The sequence below is a fragment of the Nocardia sienata NBRC 100364 genome, from assembly GCF_001613205.1.
Classification (GTDB): domain Bacteria; phylum Actinomycetota; class Actinomycetes; order Mycobacteriales; family Mycobacteriaceae; genus Nocardia; species Nocardia sienata.
On sequence record NZ_BDBX01000038.1, the window covers coordinates 38,172 to 58,363 of the forward strand.

General features: G+C 69.4%; 20 protein-coding genes. 10 read left to right on the plus strand and 10 right to left on the minus strand.

Annotation, left to right across the window (positions count from 1 at the left end):
- Positions 1 to 90: 90 nt before the first annotated feature.
- Together NS4_RS20495 and secG are read left to right on the plus strand one after the other, a co-directional pair.
- Positions 91 to 1,698, plus strand: a complete 1,608-nt coding sequence (locus NS4_RS20495; RefSeq protein ID WP_157106145.1) for an MFS transporter — start codon at positions 91 to 93, stop codon at positions 1,696 to 1,698.
- 229 nt (positions 1,699 to 1,927) lie between these two features.
- Positions 1,928 to 2,161, plus strand: a complete 234-nt coding sequence (gene secG, locus NS4_RS20500) for a preprotein translocase subunit SecG (RefSeq protein ID WP_030521441.1) — start codon at positions 1,928 to 1,930, stop codon at positions 2,159 to 2,161.
- Positions 2,162 to 2,169: 8 nt separating this feature from the next.
- On the opposite strand, the gene NS4_RS20505 is transcribed toward secG, so the two are convergent.
- Entirely contained in the window at positions 2,170 to 3,018 is an 849-nt protein-coding gene (locus NS4_RS20505; protein ID WP_063061142.1) for an SDR family NAD(P)-dependent oxidoreductase, read from the minus strand.
- 96 nt (positions 3,019 to 3,114) lie between these two features.
- Between NS4_RS20505 and NS4_RS20510 the strand changes: the two genes are divergently transcribed.
- On the plus strand, positions 3,115 to 4,044 hold the full coding sequence (locus tag NS4_RS20510) for an alpha/beta fold hydrolase (RefSeq protein ID WP_063061232.1): 930 nt from the start codon (positions 3,115 to 3,117) through the stop codon (positions 4,042 to 4,044).
- A gap of 100 nt (positions 4,045 to 4,144) precedes the next feature.
- The gene (locus tag NS4_RS20515) at positions 4,145 to 4,510 is read left to right on the plus strand and encodes a DUF2511 domain-containing protein (protein WP_063061143.1); all 366 of its coding nucleotides are present in this window, start codon (positions 4,145 to 4,147) and stop codon (positions 4,508 to 4,510) included.
- A gap of 42 nt (positions 4,511 to 4,552) precedes the next feature.
- Here the strand turns inward: NS4_RS20515 and NS4_RS20520 are convergent, their stop codons facing one another.
- Positions 4,553 to 5,422, minus strand: coding sequence for an alpha/beta fold hydrolase (locus NS4_RS20520; RefSeq protein WP_063061144.1), 870 nt, complete (start codon positions 5,420 to 5,422; stop codon positions 4,553 to 4,555).
- Positions 5,423 to 5,502: 80 nt separating this feature from the next.
- On the opposite strand from NS4_RS20520, the gene NS4_RS20525 reads away from it, so the two are divergent.
- The 3 genes from NS4_RS20525 (at position 5,503) to NS4_RS20535 (ending at position 7,593) form a co-directional block, all read left to right on the plus strand.
- On the plus strand, positions 5,503 to 5,985 hold the full coding sequence (locus NS4_RS20525; protein WP_218020377.1) for a MarR family winged helix-turn-helix transcriptional regulator: 483 nt from the start codon (positions 5,503 to 5,505) through the stop codon (positions 5,983 to 5,985).
- 5 nt (positions 5,986 to 5,990) lie between these two features.
- The gene (locus NS4_RS20530) at positions 5,991 to 6,659 is read left to right on the plus strand and encodes an HAD family hydrolase (protein ID WP_063061145.1); all 669 of its coding nucleotides are present in this window, start codon (positions 5,991 to 5,993) and stop codon (positions 6,657 to 6,659) included.
- Positions 6,660 to 6,756: 97 nt separating this feature from the next.
- Complete coding sequence (locus NS4_RS20535; RefSeq protein ID WP_063061146.1) at positions 6,757 to 7,593, plus strand: SMP-30/gluconolactonase/LRE family protein; 837 nt, start codon at positions 6,757 to 6,759, stop codon at positions 7,591 to 7,593.
- Positions 7,594 to 7,705: 112 nt separating this feature from the next.
- Here NS4_RS20535 and NS4_RS20540 read toward each other — a convergent pair whose 3' ends face one another.
- Both NS4_RS20540 and NS4_RS20545 read right to left on the minus strand, forming a co-directional pair.
- Entirely contained in the window at positions 7,706 to 8,098 is a 393-nt protein-coding gene (locus NS4_RS20540; RefSeq protein ID WP_063061147.1) for a hypothetical protein, read from the minus strand.
- A 197-nt stretch (positions 8,099 to 8,295) separates the two neighbouring features.
- Entirely contained in the window at positions 8,296 to 8,520 is a 225-nt protein-coding gene (locus NS4_RS20545; protein WP_157106146.1) for a hypothetical protein, read from the minus strand.
- A gap of 317 nt (positions 8,521 to 8,837) precedes the next feature.
- On the opposite strand from NS4_RS20545, the gene NS4_RS20550 reads away from it, so the two are divergent.
- Positions 8,838 to 10,886, plus strand: coding sequence for a glycosyltransferase family 39 protein (locus tag NS4_RS20550; RefSeq protein ID WP_063061149.1), 2,049 nt, complete (start codon positions 8,838 to 8,840; stop codon positions 10,884 to 10,886).
- Positions 10,887 to 11,062: 176 nt separating this feature from the next.
- The gene (locus NS4_RS20555) at positions 11,063 to 12,100 is read left to right on the plus strand and encodes a peptidase associated/transthyretin-like domain-containing protein (RefSeq protein WP_063061150.1); all 1,038 of its coding nucleotides are present in this window, start codon (positions 11,063 to 11,065) and stop codon (positions 12,098 to 12,100) included.
- A gap of 19 nt (positions 12,101 to 12,119) precedes the next feature.
- Here NS4_RS20555 and NS4_RS20560 read toward each other — a convergent pair whose 3' ends face one another.
- The gene (locus tag NS4_RS20560; protein ID WP_063061151.1) at positions 12,120 to 14,450 is read right to left on the minus strand and encodes a transketolase C-terminal domain-containing protein; all 2,331 of its coding nucleotides are present in this window, start codon (positions 14,448 to 14,450) and stop codon (positions 12,120 to 12,122) included.
- 172 nt (positions 14,451 to 14,622) lie between these two features.
- On the minus strand, positions 14,623 to 15,189 hold the full coding sequence (locus NS4_RS20565; protein WP_063061152.1) for a TetR/AcrR family transcriptional regulator: 567 nt from the start codon (positions 15,187 to 15,189) through the stop codon (positions 14,623 to 14,625).
- Positions 15,190 to 15,281: 92 nt separating this feature from the next.
- On the opposite strand from NS4_RS20565, the gene NS4_RS20570 reads away from it, so the two are divergent.
- Positions 15,282 to 15,719, plus strand: a complete 438-nt coding sequence (locus NS4_RS20570) for a DoxX family protein (protein ID WP_063061153.1) — start codon at positions 15,282 to 15,284, stop codon at positions 15,717 to 15,719.
- Positions 15,720 to 15,829: 110 nt separating this feature from the next.
- Here NS4_RS20570 and pgl read toward each other — a convergent pair whose 3' ends face one another.
- The 4 genes from pgl to tal are packed head-to-tail and all read right to left on the minus strand — an operon-like array spanning position 15,830 to position 20,190.
- Entirely contained in the window at positions 15,830 to 16,573 is a 744-nt protein-coding gene (gene pgl, locus NS4_RS20575; RefSeq protein WP_063061154.1) for a 6-phosphogluconolactonase, read from the minus strand.
- Positions 16,563 to 17,474: a glucose-6-phosphate dehydrogenase assembly protein OpcA gene (gene opcA, locus NS4_RS20580; RefSeq protein WP_174552118.1), complete on the minus strand. Its 912-nt coding sequence runs from the start codon at positions 17,472 to 17,474 to the stop codon at positions 16,563 to 16,565. The genes pgl and opcA overlap by 11 nt, the downstream gene beginning before the upstream one ends.
- The gene (gene zwf / locus NS4_RS20585) at positions 17,471 to 19,045 is read right to left on the minus strand and encodes a glucose-6-phosphate dehydrogenase (protein WP_063061156.1); all 1,575 of its coding nucleotides are present in this window, start codon (positions 19,043 to 19,045) and stop codon (positions 17,471 to 17,473) included. The genes opcA and zwf overlap by 4 nt, the downstream gene beginning before the upstream one ends.
- 5 nt (positions 19,046 to 19,050) lie before the next feature.
- Complete coding sequence (gene tal, locus NS4_RS20590; protein WP_063061157.1) at positions 19,051 to 20,190, minus strand: transaldolase; 1,140 nt, start codon at positions 20,188 to 20,190, stop codon at positions 19,051 to 19,053.
- Between the last annotated feature and the right edge of the window lie 2 nt (positions 20,191 to 20,192).

The window sequence follows — 20,192 nt, forward strand, 5'->3', positions numbered from 1 at the left end:
CGGCGCCGGGCCGTTGGGGGCCGGTCCCGCGCCCGGCCGTGAACTGGTCGCGGGCGCCTTCGCCCGGTGGGCCGGTCAGAGCTCGACGCTATGCTGTCCCGAGTGACTACAGCCGCAGCGAAACCAGTTTCCACTTGGGCGCCATTGCGGTCACGGGTCTATCGGGCGCTGTGGATCGCGCAGCTGGTATCCAATCTGGGCACCTGGATGCAGATGGTCGGAGCGCAGTGGGTGCTGGTCGACGAGCCCAATGCCGCCACGCTGGTGTCCTTGGTGCAGACCGCGACGACATTGCCGGTGATGATCCTGGCCATCCCGTCCGGGGTGCTGGCCGACCTGCTGGACCGCCGCCGCCTGCTGCTGGGCGCCCAATCCACCATGGCGGTCCTGGCGATCACCCTGGCGGTGTCCACCGCCGCCGGGCACACCACCCCCTCGGTACTGCTCACCCTGCTGTTCCTGCTCGGTTGCGGCCAGGCGCTGGTGGGGCCGGCCTGGCAGGCGATCCAGCCCGAGCTCGTGCCCCGGGACCAGATCCCCTCGGCCGCCGCGCTCGGCAGTATGAACATGAACATCGGCCGGGCGGTGGGACCGGCCATCGCCGGGGTACTGGTCGCCCTGTCGGGCCCGGCACTGGTGTTCGCGCTCAACGCCGTTTCGTTCGCCGCGATCGTCGCGGCGCTGCTGTTCTGGCGCCGCCCGCGAGTGGCCAAGGATCTGCCCAGTGAACGGCCGCTGGCGGCACTTCAGGCGGGGACCCGCTTCATCAAGTCCGCGCCCGCGATCCGGCGTGTGCTGCTGCGCACCGCCCTGTTCGTCGCGCCCGCCAGCGCGCTGTGGGCGCTGCTGCCGGTGATCGCGCGCAACCAGCTCGGTCTCGGTTCCTCCGGCTACGGCCTCATGCTGGGCGCGCTCGGCGTGGGGGCGGTCCTCGGCGCGCTGGGTCTGGCCCGGGTACGGGCCCTGCTGACCCCGACCCAGCAGGTCGCGGTCGCCGCGGTGGTGTTCGGGATCGCCTGCTGTGGTACCGCACTGTTGCGGGTGGAGGCGCTGGTGCTGCTCCTGCTCGTCTTCGCGGGCGCGTCGTGGCTGCTGACGCTGGCCACCATGAACGCGACCATGCAGTTGCTGCTGCCCGGCTGGGTCCGGGCGCGCGGTCTGTCGGTCTATCTGCTGGTGTTCATGGCCGGACAGGCGATCGGCTCGGTGGTGTGGGGCCTGGTCGCCGGGGCCTACGGCGCGGTCACCGCGCTGCTGGTGGCGGCGGTGCTGCTCGGGGTGTGCGCGCTCAGTACGATCTGGCTGCCGCTGCGGCAGTTCACGCCCGGCTTCGATCTGACACCGCACGCGTACTGGCCGGAACCGCAACTGGTGGTGGAGCCGGACCCCGACGACGGTCCGGTGCTGGTGCTCAAGGACTACGACGTCCCGGCGGACAAGGTGACGGAATTCCTCGCGGCGATGAGCTTCGTCGGCCGATCACGGCAGCGCACGGGCGCGATGGAGTGGCGGGTGTACCGCGATGTGGGCACTACGGACCGCTATGTGGAGGCGTTCGTGGTGCGCTCCTGGTCCGAGCATATGCAGCAGCACAAGGTGCGGCTGACGGCCCAGGATCTGATGCGTGAACGGGCGGTGTCGGAGTTCGCGCACGACGAGACGCTCACCCACCTGGTATCGGTGGAACCGCGGTCATAGGCGTGTCACCGCGGCCCGGGGCGTATTCCGCCTCCGCTCCGGCCGGGGCGCCCTCTGGGTACCTCCCGCCTCCGCTCCGGCCGTCGCTGTCTGCCCACCTCGGTCCTCGCCTGGGTGAGGGCTGTTTCGTGGGGGCTGCGACCGTGCGCTTCCCGGGCCCTGCGGGCGCTGTGGTCGTGCTCGGACGGCGAATGGGATTCCCCCCGCCGGACCCTCTAGACTGTCCGGCATGCGGATGTTCCTGGATATCCTCCTGATCGTCACCAGCCTGCTGCTGGTGCTGCTGGTGCTGCTGCACCGCGCCAAGGGCGGAGGTCTGTCCAGCCTGTTCGGTGGTGGCATGCAGTCGAGTCTGTCCGGGTCGACCGTTGCCGAGAAGAACCTCAACCGCATCACCATTTTCACCGGCATGGTGTGGTTCATCGCCATTCTCGGGATCGGGCTGGAGATCAAATTCGCCTGACCGTCCGGTCAGTCGTGGCGCGGAATTCTTCCGTCCACATCGGTGAATCCGTAGTCGCCGGCCAGTTCGGCGACCTTGTAGGCCTGTCCGGATCGTTTCCCGCGTTCGGGGTCGGTGGCCAGGGCCACCACCGCACGGCCCGCGAACCGTGGGCTTTCCGCCTGGTTCAGGTCGAAACTGCCCTCTCCGGGAAGTGTGACCACCCGATTGCCGTCCGCGTCGGCGGGCACCATCTGCAGTAGTTCGGTGTCGACGATGCCCGGCCAGATCGAGACAACGGTCACCTCGGTGCCGGCGAGATCGTGCGCGAAATCGGCGGTCATCCGGTCGAGTGCGGTCTTGGCGATCCCGTACACCGCATTGTGCATATACCGCCGGGATCCCGGCGAGGACACATTGACGATGAGGCCGTCGCCCTTCAGCAACAGCGGTGCGGCGTAGACGGCGGCCGCGTAGTGCGAGCGCACGCCCACCTCGAAGGTCTCGTCCCACGCCGCGGGCGGCACCTCCCAGAATCTGCGGCCGAGCCAGCGGGCGGCGGCGGGGGAGTTGTAGACGTTGTTCACCAGGATGTCGAGCCGGTTGTGGTCGTTGCCGATCCGCTCGAAGAGCGCGGCGGTCGCCTCGTCGTCGCGGTGATCGCACACCACGGGCACACCGGTGCCGCCGAGTTCGTCTATCCGCGCGGCCGTTTCGCCCACGGTGCCCGGGAGGGCGCCCGGCCGGTCCGATCGTCCGGTCACGTAGACGGTCGCGCCGGCGGCGCCCAGTTCCAGGGCGATACCTTTGCCGATCCCGCGGCTGGCGCCGGTGACGACCGCTATCCGGTTCTGCAGGGGGTGTGGTGTTCCGCTCACAGTCCCGGGACGTTACCGTGAAACTGTAACGCGTTCTAGTATTCGGGAGGTGCGGTGGGTCCCACACACCGGTTCGTCGACACCGGCGGCGTGCGGATGCACGTAGCCGAACAGGGCCGGGGCCACCCGGTGATCTTCTGCCACGGGTTCCCGCACACCTGGTATGTCTGGCATCGCCAGCTCGCCGCGGCCGGTGCGGCCGGGTACCGGGCCCTGGCGCCCGATCTGCGCGGCGCGGGCCGAACCGGAGCGCCGGAGTCGATCGAGGACTACACCAACGAGGCCGTGGTCGGTGACCTGCTCGCGTTGCTCGACGATATCGATGCCGACCAGGCGGTTTTCGTGGGCGTCGATTTCGGCGCGGCTCTGCTGTGGGAACTCGCGCTGCGCGCACCGGACCGGGTGCGTGGACTGGTGATCCTGAACAACCCTTTCGCCCCGCGCGCTCCGAAACCGCCCGGGTATTACTGGGGGAAGATGGCCGAGCGGCATTTTCTGCATCTGCAGTATTTCCAGGAACCGGGTGTGGCCGACGCGCATCTGGCCGAACGGCCACGCGAATTCCTTTCCCGGGTCTACTTCGCGCTGAGCGGAGACTTCCACTATCTCGACGTGTGGAAGAACCCGCCGGGAACCCGCTATATCGATGCGCTGCCCGCGGCGCCGGAACTGCCCTGGTCGTGGCTTTCGAAGGACGAATTCGACACCGTGGCCGGAGATTTCGAACGCACCGGGTTCACCGGCGGCTTGAACTGGTACCGGGCCATCGATCGCAACTGGGAACTGACGGCCGAGTATGCCGAGTCGGTACCCACGGTCCCGGTGTACTTCCTCTACGGCGAGAACGACCCCGATATGGAAGGGTTCAGCGGCCGCGACCCGCTCGCCACGATGCGTGCGCTGCTTCCGGATCTGCGTGCCGTGCAATCGGTGCCGGGCGCCGGCCATCTGGTGCAATTGGAGGCGACCGACGCTGTGAACGGTTTCCTGCTGGGCGCGCTCGGAGAGCTCACCCCCGGGAAGTAGCCGCCGGAGCGTCCGCCGAGGTAATTTCGGTGCGCGGGGTCTTCCCCGCGGATCGAGTTCGGGGGTATTCGACGTGTTGTCCAGACTTTCCGCCTGTTTCGTGACGGGTGCAGTGTGCGCCGCCTTGTCGGCGTCCGCGTGCGGCGGTGGCTCGGGACCCACGGATCCCGAACATCCGAGCCCGGTGCCGTTGCCCGCGCCGACATCGGCGCGGCAGGCGGTGGCGAGTGAGAACTTCGGGTATCTGTGGCCGCTGACCGTCGACCGCGGTGAACTGGAGTGCCGGCCCGGTGTGCAGGTGGTGTTCATCGCCCCGGACGGGAAGAGCTATGCGCTCAACGACAAGGCCGGTGCGGCGGGGATCCCCGATATCGCTCCGCTGCGTGCCACCGGAGCCGACGGTGACGCGATCGGGCTCGGCGCCCTGCGCAGTACGGCACTGGGGCTGTGCGAATTTGCCGGATAGGCCGGAACTGCCCCACGCTGTGCCGTGGCCGGAGATCGGCGGTCAGGTGTTGTGTGTGGCTGTCGCGGCCGCCGGGCAATCGGCCTCGTGCAGGACTTCGCGCAGCCGGGCGGCGAATGCGGCCGGATGGGTGGAAAGGCTGTGGCCGCCCGGGAATTCGGTGACCGTGCTGTCCAGTAGGGCGGCGAGGGCCCGGGCGCAATCGTAGTTCCAGATCTCCCGGGAGCCGTGCCCGGCGGCGGGCACGATGTGGACCGGGGACCTGACGAGTGCGGCGATATGCGCGGCATCCAGCGTCGACGAGCGGATCTCCGGCAGGTCCCGGGACAGGAAGAAGTCCAGGTCGTTCAGATCTCCGGGGCCACGCGGTGCCGGTGGCGCGACGCCGGGCTCGCGATCGGAGAAATCGGCATGGACCAGTTCGGCGAGTTTCCGCAGCGCCGGCCGTGTGCCGTCGCGACGGTAGACCTCGTCGAGTGCGGCGAGGTCGTGGTCGGCACGGTTGCGGGCCGCGGTCGGCAGTAGGCCGATCGTGGCGGGGTCGTGGGCGATGAGCGTGCGGACCTGTTCCGGGTGGTCGGCGGCCAGGGTGAGCGCGATGAGCGCGCCGTAGCTGGAGCCGAATATCCGGGCCGGCCCGTCGGTGAGGTCTGCCAGGAGGCGGTGCGCGTCGTCGGCGTGGGTGGCCACCGTCACGGGGAGGGCCGGGTCGTCGAGCACGCTGCGGGACAGGCCGCGGCGGTCGGGGATGACCACGGTGTAGTCGGTGGCGAGTCTTCCGGCCAGGTCGGCGCCACGGGCGGTATTGCCGTCGCCGCCCTGTAGCAACAGGAGCAGCGGGCCGTTGCCGCGGATCTCGTAGTACAGGGTCGCGCCGGGGACCGGGAGGCGGCCGGTTCTGAAGTCGCTCATATCGAGCACCTTATTCCATCTTTTTAGATACATCAAGAAAGATGTATTTGGAGTGATGCGTTTGGGGTAGCGTGCCCGGGGTGAACGGAGTCGAACTCTTTCTGCTCGGGCGCACGCTGATGAAGATCGGCGAGGAGGCGATGCCGACCGAGGGGCTGCCGCGATACTCGACGAGTGTGCGGTCGGTGCTGATCGTGGCCAGCGATATCGTCGAGCACCCCGGCAGCGCGGTGGGCGAGATCGCCGCGCGCACGGGTCTGCCGCAGAGCCAGGTCTCCGGATGTGTTGCGCGCCTACGGGAGGCGGGCGCGATCGTGAGCGAACCCGATCCGGCCGACCGGCGTCGCGTCCTGATCCGCCAGGCCCCCGATGCCTCCGATCGGGTCGATACGGTCCGTGCGACCACGATCGATACCGCGCTCGCGGCGGCGCTCGGTACCGACGATCCCGAGGAAGTGGCCGGGGTGGTCACCACGTTGGAGACACTTGCGCAGCGGCTGACCCCGGGAACCCTGTCGCGACTGCGGCCCGTGCCCGGCCGCTCGCGGCCATCCGTAACCTGACCCGCATGACCATCCGCGGCGTACTCTTCGATTTCTCCGGCACACTATTCCGATTCGAACCGATTCTCGACGGATTGACCGATCGTCGCGGAGAACCTCTCGCGGGTGCGCGCCAGGCAGAGATCGTGCGCCGGATGACCGCTCCGGCCGGACGACCCGAGGGGCTCCCCGAACGTTTCCACGACAAGTGGAACCGCCGGGATCTCGACCCGCCACTGCACCGCGAACTGTATACGGCCGTGCTGGAGGGTTCGGGAGTCGGTAACCCGGGCCACCTCTATGACCAGCTGGTATCGGCCGACGCTTGGGTTCCGTACCCGGATACGGCGGCCGCATTGAAGGTGGCGGCGGGCCTCGAGTTGCCGGTCGCGGTTCTCAGCAATATCGCCTGGGATATCCGGCCGGTGTTCGAGCGCGCCGGAACGGCCGATCACGTGCGCGAATTCGTGCTCTCCTATCGCGAAGGAGCGGTGAAACCCGATCCTCGGCTGTTCGCGCTGGCCTGCGAACGCATCGGGGTATCGCCGGACGAGACATTGATGATCGGGGACAGTGCCGAAGCCGACGGCGCCGCCGCCGAGATCGGCTGCATGGTCGAACTCGTCGATCCACTACCGACCGATCAGCGGCCGCGCGCCCTGCTCGACGCCCTCGCCGCGCACGGAGTCGGCTGATCGCAAACCCGCCGCCGTACGCCACGGTCTCGCCGAGCGATGAATTCCGGGCAGTCGCCAGGTCTGTATCACCACCGGCGAACGAAGGGAGTATCACGTGGAGGCACCAGAGGTAGTCCTCGAGGGAATCGTGTTCGGTGAATCGCCGCGCTGGCACGAGGGCAGGCTGTGGCTCTCCGACTGGGGCGCGAATCAGGTGATCTCGGTCGACGGCCCGGGACGTGGCGAAGTGATGGCCTCGGTGCCCTCGTTCCCGATGTGTATCGACTTCCTGCCCGACGGGCGGCTGCTGATCGTCGATTCGGTTCGGCGGCGCCTGCTGCGCCGTGAACCCGGCGCCGGCCTGGTGACCCATGCCGATCTCTCCGGTGAAACGGATACACCGTGGAACGATATCGTCGTCGACGCCCAGGGAAACGCCTACGTCAACAGCATCGGATTCGACTTCCCGGGCGGGGATTTCGCGCCCGGTTTCATCGTGCTGGTGACTGCGGACGGCACGGTGCGCCGGGTCGCCGACGATCTCGCGTTCCCCAACGGTATGGCGATCACCGCGGACGGCGCCACCCTGATCGTCGCCGAATCCTATGCCGAGCGACTCACCGCCTACGACATCACGGCCTCGGGTGATCTCGCCGGTCGCCGGATCTGGGCGGCCACACCCGGCGACCATCCCGACGGTATCTGCCTCGATACCGAAGGTGCGGCCTGGTATGCCGATGTGGGTAACCGGCACTGCGTCCGAGTGGCCGAAGGCGGCGCGGTCCTCGGCACCGTCGAGTTCGACCGCGGTGCTTTCGCCTGTGTCCTCGACCGCGACCCCGGCAGTCCGCGGCTCTTCGTGGTCGGCCAGGAGTACGGCGCCCGGACGTCCGGACCCACCGGCCGGGTGGTGGCCTTTCCCGCGCCCGCGCCGGGAGCGGGCCGGCCCTGATCGGTTCGTACCGCGATGCCGGCGCGGGGGTTACCGCTCGAACCGACCGCCGGGTAGGACGGCCGGTCACGGCGCGGGCGGCCCGCGGGACCACACCGCGGGCCGTATCCGGCTAGGGGACGACGACCGTGACGAATTCGCCCAGCTCGTATCCGCCGGCGGGGCCGGTATCCGCGCAGCCGCCGCGGGCGTTGATGGTGGTGCCCGATTCCAGACCCGTCAGCGAGGTTTCGACGGTCCGGCCGGGGCCGGCCAGTGATTCCGGCTTCGCCTCTCCGAAGAAGACGTGGTTGTTCTCCGGGCCGACGCCGGCCTCCGCCCAGCACTGCCCCCGGTCGTTCGGGTTGTGCAGGGTCGCGGTCACCGTTCCCGGTGCGGTACCCGCGAAGGTGACCTGAGGTGCGGTGAACGGTGCGTTCGCGACCGCGGGCGCGGCGGCGGTGAGGGGTGCGAACGTCGCGGCGGCCAGCGCCGACAGGGCGGCTCCATGAAATCGTCTGATCATCACACGATCAGATGGTGCCGTAAAAAGCACTCGGGCACAGCGGAATTCGTACAAATCCGGCTGTGGCGGTGTGGTCGGCCGCCTGTTGTCCGGTGTGGCTCCCGCCGGACGACCGCGGCCCCGCGGTGTGTTCTGTGCCAACAGAACGCACCGCGGGGCCGGCGTCGCGATCGGTCCGATCGCCGTTCCCCATCGGATCACCAGGGCAGCGGCACCCACCGGTCGAAGAACCAGAAGCCGTGGCCGTTCGGATGATTCGGACCCGGGTTGTTCTGGTGCTGGTCCCGGTGCGGCTGGTTCTGCTGCGGCTGGTTCCCGTGCTGGACCGGGCCCGGCTGTGCGCTCGCCGCGCCCGCGCCCAGGCCGATCATCCCGAGTCCGACACCGCCGACCACGGCCGCCTTCGCAAGCTTCGACTTCATCACCTTCGCCATTGCGAGATTTTCCTCCTCTGCGTGCGGCCTGACCCTCAGACCACCGGTCCGGGGCGATCCCCGCCCGGCAACGGCCATCCTGGGCAACCCGCCTCGAGGTGGGCTGCCAACGGCCTGCGAACTTCCTGGCAACCGCGAATCGCCCCGCTCCGGCGCAGGGAAACCGGTCCGGGCCGACCGGACTCCCAGCTTCTTCCCAGCCGGCGCCCAGGGGGGGAAGGAGCAACGACGGCGATCGTGGAGCGCATGACCGAGACTTCGAGCAGTTCCGACGGCGCCGGCCGTTCCGTGCGGGAGGTGGCGCCATGACCACATTGATCACGCGCCGTCCGGCCCTCGCCCCGGCGGCGGCGCCCGTCCGGCGGAACATGCCCTGGGAGAAAATCGGCCTCGCGATGCTGCTGCTGGGTACGGCGGCGGCCTATTTCTGCAATCTCACCGCCAACGGGTTCGCCAACTCGTTCTACGCGGCGGCCGTGCAATCCGGCGCGAAATCCTGGGAAGCGTTCTTCTTCGGCTCCTCGGACTGGTCCAACGCCATCACCGTCGACAAGACCCCGGCCGCGCTGTGGCCGATGGAGCTGTCTGCGCGATTGTTCGGATTCGGCAGCTGGAGCATGCTGGCGCCGCAGGTGCTGATGGCGGTCGCCGCGGTGGCGTTGCTGTGGGCGACGGTGCGGCGCTCGTTCGGCCCCGCCGCCGGGCTGCTGTCGGGCCTGGTGCTGGCGGTGACCCCGGTCGCCGCGCTGATGTTCCGGTTCAACAACCCCGATGCGCTGCTGGTCCTGCTCATGGTCGCGGCGGTCTGGGCGATGGCCCGGGCCGTCGAGGACGGACGCTGGCGCTGGCCGGTGCTGTGCGGCGTCTTCGTCGGATCGGGATTCCTGGCCAAACAGCTGCAGGTGATGCTGGTGCTACCTGCATTGGCTCTGGTCTACCTGTTCGCCGGACCGCCGCGGCTGGGCACCCGGATCGCGCAACTGTGTGCGGCGGGCGCGGCGATGGTGGCCGCGGCGGGCTGGTGGATTCTTCTCGCCCAGCTGTGGCCGGCGGATTCGCGGCCGTACTTCGGCGGATCGGAGCACAATTCGATCATCGAACTGACGCTGGGATACAACGGGCTCGACCGGCTGAGTTCCGCCGGTGGCGGGCCGGGCGGCGGCTTCGGCAGCGATGCCGGGATCGCGCGCCTGTTCGGTGCCTCGATCGGCGGCCAGATCGGCTGGCTGATCCCGGCGGCACTGATCCTGCTGGTCGCGGCGACTGTGGTGCGCGGCCGTGCGGTGCGCACCGATCGGCAGCGGGCGACCCTGCTGCTGTTCGGTGGGTGGGGGCTGGTCACCGGTGTGGTGTTCAGCTTCATGACCGGAACCTTCCACCAGTACTACACGGTGGCACTGGCCCCGGCGGTCGCGGCGGTGACCGGTGCGGGCGGGGTTGCGATGTGGCGGGAACGCGACCGGCTGTGGGTGCGCTCGGTCCTCGCGGTGACCGTGGCACTCACAGCGGTGACCTCGTGGGTATTCCTGGGCCGGTCCGCGGAGTTCCTACCTTGGCTGCGCTGGGTGGTGCCGGCGGCCGGTGTGCTCGCCACGGTGGCCGTGCTGATCCGTGCACGGAAGGTTTCGGTGGTCGCGGCGCTGACGGCGCTGTTCGTCGGGCTGGCCGGTCCGGTCGCCTACACCGTCGACACCTTGGCCACGCCGCATACGGGTTCGATCGTGCTGGCCGGTCCGAGTACCGGCTCGGGTGGTATCGGCGGACCCGGAGGTCCGGGCAGAGGACCCGGCGGTATGGACGGTGCTCCCGGCGGAGCGGATACCGCCCGGGGAGAGATGGGCACCACGCCGGGGGCCGCGGGTGAGGGGTCCGGGGACGCCGGCGCGATATCCGGGGGTTCCGGTGCCGCGTCCGCCGGAGCGGGAGGCGACGGTGCGGGCGGACGGCCCGACGGGCAGCAGAGTGCCGGTGCGGGCACACCGGGGCAGGGCGGCGGGGCCGGCCGCCAGAGCAGCGCGGCCGTCACCGCGCTGCTACAGCAGAACGCCGGGGCCTACACCTGGGCCGCGGCCACCGTGAGTTCGATGAATGCCGCGGGTTATCAGCTGGCCGCAGATGTGCCGGTGATGTCGATCGGCGGTTTCGGCGGCGGCGATCCGTCCCCCACGCTGGAACAGTTCCAGCAGTACGTGGCCGACGGCGCGATCCACTACTTCGTCGCCGGTGGCCACGGTGGCGGACCGGGATCGGCATCGCAATCGGAGGCCTCGAAGATCGGCGGGTGGGTGCAGGAAAACTTCACCGCCACCGAGGTCGACGGTGTCACCGTGTACGACCTCACGGCGATCGACTGACACCGGCAGGCCGAGGGTCGCGTGGCCCGCCGGGTGGTGAACCCGGCGCGCACACAGCCGATTCGCAGGAGATTCGCAGCCGAGTGTGAGTTTCCCGGGCCGCGCCGGCTCTAGCGTGTGAACGGTTCGACCCGCGAGCGCGCGGGCGAACCGTCGAAGCGAAGGAGTCTGCGCGGATGAACGAGTCGGTAGCGGAGAGCCGCCGCCGGGTGAGCCGGCGGCGTGCGCTCGCCCTGGGCGGAACCCTGAGTATGGGAGCATTGCTCGCCGCCGCCTGCGGTGACGATCGGGCGGCGACCGATTCCGGTGCCACTGCCACGCCGGATCCGAATGCCGGGGGCAGCGAGCTCGAGCGGCTGCTGGGCACGGCGCCGACCTGCGTGCTCACCTCGACGGCGATCGTCGGACCGTACTGGTTCGATGTGGACGACATCCGGGCGGATATCCGGGAGGACCGGCCGGGGACACCGCTTCGATTGGCGTTGCGGGTACAGGATGTCTCCCAGTGTTCCGCCGGTGGCACGGCGGCACCGGTGGCGAACGCGATAGTCGAACTATGGCATTGCGACGCGGGCGGGGTCTATTCCGGTTTCGAACAGAGTTCGGTGGCCGCCGGTAGCGGAACGGGAGCCGGCGAGCCGCCGGCCGGTGCGCCTCCCACGGGACTGCCGCCCGCGGGCGGTCCGCCGATGGGCCGGCCCCCGGCGGGCGGCCCGCGGCCGGGACGGCCGGACGGCGGTATGCCCGAGGGTGAGCCGCCCGCCGGTGCGCCCGGTGGACCGCCGCCCGGCGCAATGCCGGGAGATCAGGTGGAGGGCACCGGTTCCGGTGGTTCTTCGGACGGTTCCTACAGCACGGGCGACGCGGAGTCGGCGACCACCGACGACGGAACCTATCTGCGTGGCGCGCAGCCCACCGGCGCGGACGGGATCGCCTACTTCACCACGATCTTCCCGGGCTGGTACACCGGCCGGACCACCCATATCCATGTGAAGGTGCACATCGACAAGAAGACGGTCCTGACCACCCAGCTCTACTTCGACGACGAGACCAAGAAAGCGGTGTACGCCACCGCGCCCTACACCGACCATCCCGGATGGGCGGACAACACCCAGAACTCCGCCGATTTCGTCTTCGACGAGTCCGGGATGTTCGCGATCGGGCGGCAGGACGACACCTACCTCGCTGCGATCAATCTCGGTATCGACCGCTGATCTGCGGCGCGGCGGCGGATCACGCCCGGCCCGGGGAGAGCGAACGATCGGCGGCCGCCTCGATATCGGCCTCGCTCAGCAGGACGGTCGCAGCGGCCGGCCCCAGCGGTACGAAACAGTCCGCGCTGGTGACCCGGGTCAGCGTGCCGGTGAAGCCGGCGTCCACCAGTGTCGCGCACACTGATTCGGAGACCCCGCCGCTGCGCCGGGTCTCGTCGGCGACCAGGACACGCCCGGTCGCCTCGGCGTGCTGGATCAGGTCGGCGTGCGGGAGCGGGGCGAGCCAGCGCAGATCGAGGACACGGGCACCGATGCCGCGCCGCGCGAGGCGGCGGGCCACGCGCAGGCTCATCGGGACCGTATTGGCGAAGGCGACGATCGTCAGGTCGGTTCCGGCGCCGTAGACGCGGGCCCGGCCGATCGGCGCAGAGACAGTTTCCGAGCCGGCTGCCGCCCACTGCCCGTCGTCGGGTTCGTACAGGTCGCGGGTGTGGTATAGCGCGATGGGTTCCAGGAAGAGACAGACCCGTCCGTCCGCGCGGGCGGCGGCGACGCAGGTGCGCAGCGCAGCCGCGGCGTCATCCGGCCGCGCCGGTGACGCGACGATCACACCCGGTATATCGCGCAGCGCGGCAACGGAATTGTCGTTGTGGAAGTGCCCGCCGAAACCGCGCTGGTAGGCGTAGCCGGCGATACGCACCACCATGGGATTGCGGTAACGGCCGGCCGAGAAGAAGGACAGGGTCGCCGCCTCGCCGCGTAATTGGTCCAGCGCATTGTGCACGTAGGCCAGGTACTGGATTTCCGGAATCGGTACGAACCCTGCGAGGCCGGCGCCCAGTGCCGTGCCGAGGATGCTCTGCTCGTCGAGCAGGGTATCGAACACCCGCCGGGGCCCGAACCGTTTGCGCAGTCCTCTGGTCACGCCGTAGACGCCACCTTTGCGGGCGACATCCTCGCCGAAGACCAGGACATGGGGGTCGCGGGCGAGCAGGTCGGCGAGGGTGCGGTTGATCGCCTGCGCCAGGGTCTGCGCGGGCGCTTCCGGTGCGGCGGCCGCCCCGGCCGGGGCCTCCGTGGCCAGATCACCCTCGATTTCGACGACTCGGCCGATCCGGTGAACGGGGCCCGGCGGCCGATCGTCTCGGCGGGCGCGGGGCTTCGCTGCCGGTGGGGGCGCGGGGGAGGATTCGGCGGATTTCTGCGCGCGCGAATCGAGGTGCGGGAGGTCGTCACGAGCGAGGTTCGCACGGTCGGCGGCCAGCGGTGCGGATACCGCTTCCGCGGTGGCGAGTTTCGGTTCGGCGCATACCTCGTATGCGGTCGCGACCACTTGCTCGGCGAGGCGGTCGTAGCGGTCGAGTAGCTCGCGCGGAGTACAGATACCGGCGGTGATCAGGTCTCGCGCGGTCGCGGTGACCGGATCGCGGGCCAGGCCGGCTTCGATCGCGGCCGGGTCACGATAGGCGTTTTCCACATCGGAGCCGGCGTGTCCGAACAGTCGCACCGTGCGCAGGTGCAGGAATGCCGGGCGGCGCTGCGCGCGTACCCAGTCCACCGCCGCCACGGCGCGCTCCACCGCGTCGGACAGAACGCAGCCGTCGGCCGCGAACCAGCGCAGGCCCGGCCGGTGGCCGTAGGCGTGCTCGATCCAATCGGGCGGGGTGGGCACACTGATCCCGATCCCGTTGTCCTCGCAGACGAACAGGACCGGGAGCGGAACCCCGAGATGGGCGGTGTGGACGGCGGCGTTGATCGCACCCGTCGCGGTCGAATGGTTGGCCGAGGCATCTCCGAAACTGCAGAGCACTACCGCATCCGACGGCCACGGACAGGCCACTCCGAGCCGGTCGGCGCGCTCGAGCGCGAACGCGAGCCCGACCGCGCGCGGCAGTTGCGAGGCGATGGTGGAAGTCTGCGGGATGATATTCGCCACCGCGCTACCGAACACTTTGTGCCGGCCCCCGGAGATGGGGTCGGCCGCCGCGGCCACCACGCCGAGCAGGATGTCACGCACCGGGTCTGCCACTCCGGCCCGGCGGGCGCGATGGACGAAGAATGCGCCCGAACGGTAATGCGGCAGTACCGGATCGGTGACGCGGCTCGCCGCAGCCAGCGCGACATTGCCCTCGTGCCCCGACGAACCGATGCTGTAGAAGCCCCGCCCGTTCGCCCCCAGCCGCCGCGCGGCGAGATCGGCCTGCCGGCTCAGCACCTGCGCCTCGAACAACTCCACGAAGTCCCGCCCGGTGAACCCGGGAGGCAGGTTCTGCTCGGGCAGGGGCGACGCGGGGGCGTGCAGCGCCGTGATCTCCGCGCGGAACCGTTGGTCGGGATCCTGGATACTCACCGTGATCAGCCTAAGCGCGACAGTGGTGATCTGGTGGCGAAGCGAGCCGGCCTCGTGTCGTGCAGCGGGATCGGGCCGGCCCGGGGCGTTCAGGAGGTGCGATGGGGTGGACCTCGCGGCGTATCCGACAAGGCCGTCCTCGTGTCGCCCGCGGTGCTCGATTCCTCGCCGATCACTCGAATCGGACGGTGTCGAGCATGCGTTGTGCTGCGGTCTCCGGATCGGTGGAGGAGGCCAGCGGTGAGGTCTCCAGGGCGCCTTCGCGCCACAGCGAGGCGAAACCGTGGACGAGGGACCAGGCGGCGAGCTGGACGGCCTGCTGATCGACACTTGGCGCACCGGTGCGGCCATCGACGACACTCGAACGCAACGCAGCGCTCGAACGAGCACGCGCGGCGACCAGTTCCGCGTCCTCGGTGCGCAGCAACCGGCGACGGAACATGACGTCGAAATGGCCTGGATATCGTAGGGCGAACCGGATATAGGCGACCGCGGCCGCGCGGGCGTCGGAGGTGGCTTCCAATTCGGCGGCCAGCAGTCCGAATCCCTCGGCTGCCAGCGCGGTCAACAGCCCGGCGCGGTCACCGAAATGATGGGCCGGCGCGGCATGGGATACGCCCGCCCGGCGGGCCAGTGCGCGCAGGGACACTGCGTCGATACCGTCGGCCGCTATCTGCTCGGCGGCGGCGGCGAGCATCGCGGCCCGCAGATCGCCGTGGTGGTATCCGGTTTTCGCCATAAGAGCGATCCTTGCCCACAATCTTGCCATTGACAAGTTCTGGCGCGCCAACCTATCTTTTCGTTGTCAAGATTCGCTCGTCGGGAGGTTCAATGGCCCCGCTCATCACTCTTGTCGTTGTCGCCGGGCTCGTCCGGCTCCTCGGCCGGGCATTCGATCTGGAATGGCTCGACTCCTGGCCGCACGCGACCGCGCTGGGCCTCGCGGCCATGTTCCTGCTCACCGCGAGCGCGCATTTCCAGCAGCCACGGCGTGACGGGTTGATCGCCATGGTCCCGCCGCGGTTGCCCGCGGCGCCCGCGCTGGTCACGCTCACCGGCATCCTCGAACTGGCCGGCGCGATCGGACTGCTCGTACCCGCCACCTCGCGGTTCGCCGCCGCGGCACTGCTGGTCCTGCTGCTGATCATGTTCCCGGCCAATGTGCGTGCCGCCCGGGCGGGTCTCGGCATCAAGACGATGCCGCTACCGCTGCGCACCCTGGTTCAGGTTTTCTTCATCGGCGCTTGCGCGATGGTCGTGGTCGCGTGAAACGCTCCGCCGCGCCGGGCGGTGCTGCAGCGCCCGGTTGCGCGGCACGCGGCCCCACAGCCACCGGTTCCGCGGCTCGCACGCAACCGCCGGCTACCGTCGAACCGCGATCAGCGTAGTCCGGCGGCGGCGTCCTCATCCAGCAACCAGAGAGTCGACTCCGCACCGCGCGCACCCGCCGCCGGGATCTCACGGGTGTCGGCTCCGTTCACCGCCGCCGCGACAGGCGCGGCCTTCCCGGAGCCGGAGACCACCAGGACCACATGACGGGAGCGGCGGATCGCCGGATAGGTCAGCGTGACCCGCACCGGCGGCGGTTTGGGGGAATCGGTGACCGCGACCGCGTATTCGTGTTCCTCTTCGAGCGCGTCGGTATGGCCGGGGAACAGTGAATTGATGTGCCCGTCCGGGCCCATCCCCAGCAGGTGCAGGTCGAACGCGCCGTGGGCGGCGAGATGGGCGCGCACGGCGGTGGCGTATTCGGCGGCGGCCTCGACGGGGTCGGGGTATTCGCCGTCGGAGGTGGCCACGGTGTGGATCCGGGCCGGGTCCACCGGGACGTGGTCCAGCAGGGCCCGGTGGGCCTGGAGTTCGTTGCGCTCCGGGTCCCCGGCGGGCACGAAACGTTCATCGCCCCAGAACACGTCGAGTTTCGACCAGTCGAGATCGCCCGGATCGTCCCGGACCTTCTCCAGCAGGGTGATACCGGTCCCGCCGCCGGTCACCACCACCGACGCCGATCCGCGCTCGGCCTGCGCGGCCACCAGGACCTCGACGAACAGCCGGGCGGCGGCGGTGGTCAGGGCGTCACCGTCGGCGTGGACTTCGACGGCGGCTGCGGAGCTAGTGGTCATAGGTAACCCCTTCGATTCCGGCCAGGGCCTCGGCATAGATCTCATCCGCGTCCAGCCGGCGCAGTTCCTCCGCCAGGCAGTCGCGGGTTTCGCGGCGCGCCAGCGCGATCCGCTGCACCGGGTCGCCGGTGCGGGTCAGGGTGGCGGTGACACCGGTCTGCGGGCGCGCGATGGCGATGGACACCGACTTGCGATGCAACTCCACCCGCAGCTCCCCGGTCTGCCGATACACGGGGCAACCCAGTCGCCGGGCCAGCCAGCCCGCCAGCATATCCAGGGCGGGTTCGTCACGCAGACCCGAAACGGAGACCGACTGAACGGGCTCGAACGGGGGTTCGTCCATCGCGGCGGCCAGCAGCGCCCGCCAGTAGGTGATCCGGCTCCACGCCAGATCGGAATCGCCGGGCGCGTAGGAGCCGCGCCGTTTCTTGATGGTCGCCTGCGGGTCGGGTGCGAAGGTGGCGTCGGTGATCCGCCGGGTCGCCAACCGGCCCACCGAATCCCGGGACGGGAACTCCGGAGCGCCCCGCGGCCACCACGCCACCACCGGGGTATCGGGCAGCAGGAACGGGATCACCACACTGTTCTCGTGGTTCACCAGCTGCCCCTGCAACCGCAGCACGATCACCTCGGCGGCGCCGGCGTCCCCGCCGACGCGGATCTGCGCGTCGAGCCGGGTCGGTGCCGACCGGTCGCCGCGCGCGAGAACCACGACGCGACAGGGGTGTTCGCGGCTGGCGTCGTTGGCGGCGTCGATGGCCTCCTCGGCCTCGGAACTGTCCAGTGTGCACACCACCAGGGTCAGCACCCGGCCCATGGTGATCACACCGTTGCTCTCGCGCAACTGGACCAGGCGTTTGGTGACCGCGCCGGTGGTGGTGTCGGGGATATCGATGATCACGGCCGCCGCCATTCCCGGCCGGTGCGGGCCAGCATGGCGTCGGCGGAATCCGGACCCCAGGTTCCGGCCTCGTACTGTTCGGGTTTACCGTCGGCGGCCCAGTGCGCCAATACCGGGTCCAGGATGCGCCAGGACAATTCGACCTCCGCATTGACCGGGAACAGGGAGGGCTCGCCGAGCAGCACATCCAGGATCAGCCGCTCGTAGGCCTCCGGGGATGATTCGGTGAACGCCTCGCCGTAACTGAAGTCCATGTTCACATCGCGTACTTCCATCGACGACCCGGGCACCTTCGACCCGAACCGCATGGTGATGCCCTCGTCCGGCTGCACCCGGATGACCAGCGCGTTCTCGCCGAGTTCCTCGGTCATGGTCTGATCGAAGGGCAGATGCGGGGCGCGTTTGAACACCACCGCGATCTCGGTGACCCGGCGGCCCAGGCGTTTCCCGGTGCGCAGATAGAACGGCACCCCCGCCCAGCGCCGGGTATCGACCTCGAGGGTCAGTGCGGCGTAGGTCTCGGTACGCGACTGCGGATCGAAACCTTCCTCGTCCAGCAGGCCCACCACTTCCTGGCCGCCCTGCCAGCCGGCGGCGTACTGGCCGCGGGCGGTGGTCTCGTCGAGCGGTTCCACGAGTTTGGTGGCGGAGAGGACCTTGATCTTCTCGTTCTGCAATTGCCGGGGTTCGAAGCTGATCGGCTCCTCCATGGCGGTGAGCGCGAGCAACTGCAGCAGATGGTTCTGGATCACGTCGCGGGCGGCGCCGATACCGTCGTAGTACCCGGCCCGGCCGCCCAGGCCGATGTCCTCGGCCATGGTGATCTGGACATGGTCGACGTAGTTGGCGTTCCAGATCGGATCGAACAGCTGGTTGGCGAAACGCAGCGCCAGGATGTTCTGCACCGTCTCCTTGCCGAGATAATGGTCGATCCGGAAGACCGTCTCCTCAGGAAACACCCGGTTCACCAGGGCGTTCAATTCGTGCGCGCTGTCGAGATCGTGCCCGAACGGCTTCTCGATCACGACCCGCCGCCACGGCGCGCGTCCGAGCGCGGCCGCCGAACTGGTCAGGCGGTGGCGGTGCAGCTGGTCCAGCACCACCGGAAAGGCGTTCGGCGGAATCGACAGGTAGAAGGCGTGGTTCCCGCCGGTGCCGCGCTCGTCGTCGAGGCGGGCAAGGGTGTCGGCGAGGCGGCCGAACGCGGCATCGTCTTCGAAGGTGCCCTGCACGAACCGGAATCCCTCGGCCAGATGGTCCCAGACCTCCTGACGGAACGGGGTGCGCGCGTGGGCGCGCACGGCGTCGTGCACGATCTCGGCGAAGTCCGGGTCCGACATCTCCCGGCGGGCGAACCCGACCAGCGCGAAACCCGGGGGCAGCAGCCCCCGGTTCGCCAGATCGTAGATGGCCGGCATGAGTTTGCGCCGGGACAGATCCCCGGTGACCCCGAAGATCACCATGCTGCACGGGCCCGCGATCCGCGGAATCCGCTTGTCCCGGTGGTCCCGCAGCGGGTTACGCCACGGTGTGCCGGATGCCGTCTGTGTGCTCTCCGGAGCGCCGGCCATCGTGGTCAGTTACCTCCTGCGTCCGCGGACCGGAGTTCGGCCGCGGTGGCCTCCAGCAGTTCCTCCCACGATTTCTCGAACTTGTCCACGCCCTCGCGTTCGAGCACGGCGAAAACATCGTCGAGATCGATACCGACCGCCCGCAGCCGATCGAAGACCTCGGCGGCCTCGGCGGCCGTGCCGGAGACGGTGTCGCCGCGGACCTCGCCGTGATCGGCGACGGCCTCGAGCGTCTTCTCCGGCAGCGTGTTCACCGTGTTTGCTGCGACCAGTTCGGTCACGTAGAGGGTGTCCGGGTAGTCGGGGTTCTTCACACCGGTCGACGCCCACAGCGGCCGCTGCCGGTTGGCACCGGCCGAGGCCAAGTGGTTGTAGGTGGAGACGTGACCGCCGCCGGGGGCGAAAACGTCTTCGTATTCGGCGTAGGCGAGGCGGGCGTTGGCCACCCCGGCCTTACCGCGCAGGGCCAGTGCTTCCGGGGTGCCGATCGCCTCGAGGCGTTTGTCGATCTCGGTGTCCACCCGCGAGACGAAGAACGACGCCACCGAATGGATCTTGCCCAGATCGTGCCCGGCGACCCGTGCCTTGCGCAGCCCGTCGAGGTAGGCGCCCATGACCGCACGGTACCGCTGCACCGAGAAGATCAGCGTGACGTTCACGCTGATGCCCTCCTCGATCACCGCGGTGATGGCGGGCAGGCCCGCCTCGGTGGCCGGGATCTTGATGAACAGATTCGGCCGGTCGACGATCTTCCACAGTTCGACCGCCTGGGCGACGGTTTTGTCGGCGTCGAAGGCCATGCGCGGATCCACCTCGATGGAGACCCGGCCGTCCACCCCGCCGGTCCGTTCGAACACCGGGGCCAGCACATCGCAGGCCGCGCGGACGTCGTCGGTGGTGATGGTGCGGATCGCGGCGTCCACATCGGCGCCGCGGGCGGCCAGCTCACGAACCTGTGCGTCGTAAGCGTGACCCTTGCTGAGTGCACCCTGGAAAATGGTCGGGTTGGTGGTGACTCCGACGACCCCGCGGGTGGCGATCAGTTCGGCCAGGTTGCCGGAATTGATCCGGTCGCGGGACAGATCGTCCAGCCACACCGATACCCCGGCCGCGGCCAGGGCGGCGATGTTCTCGTTCTGTGCCATGA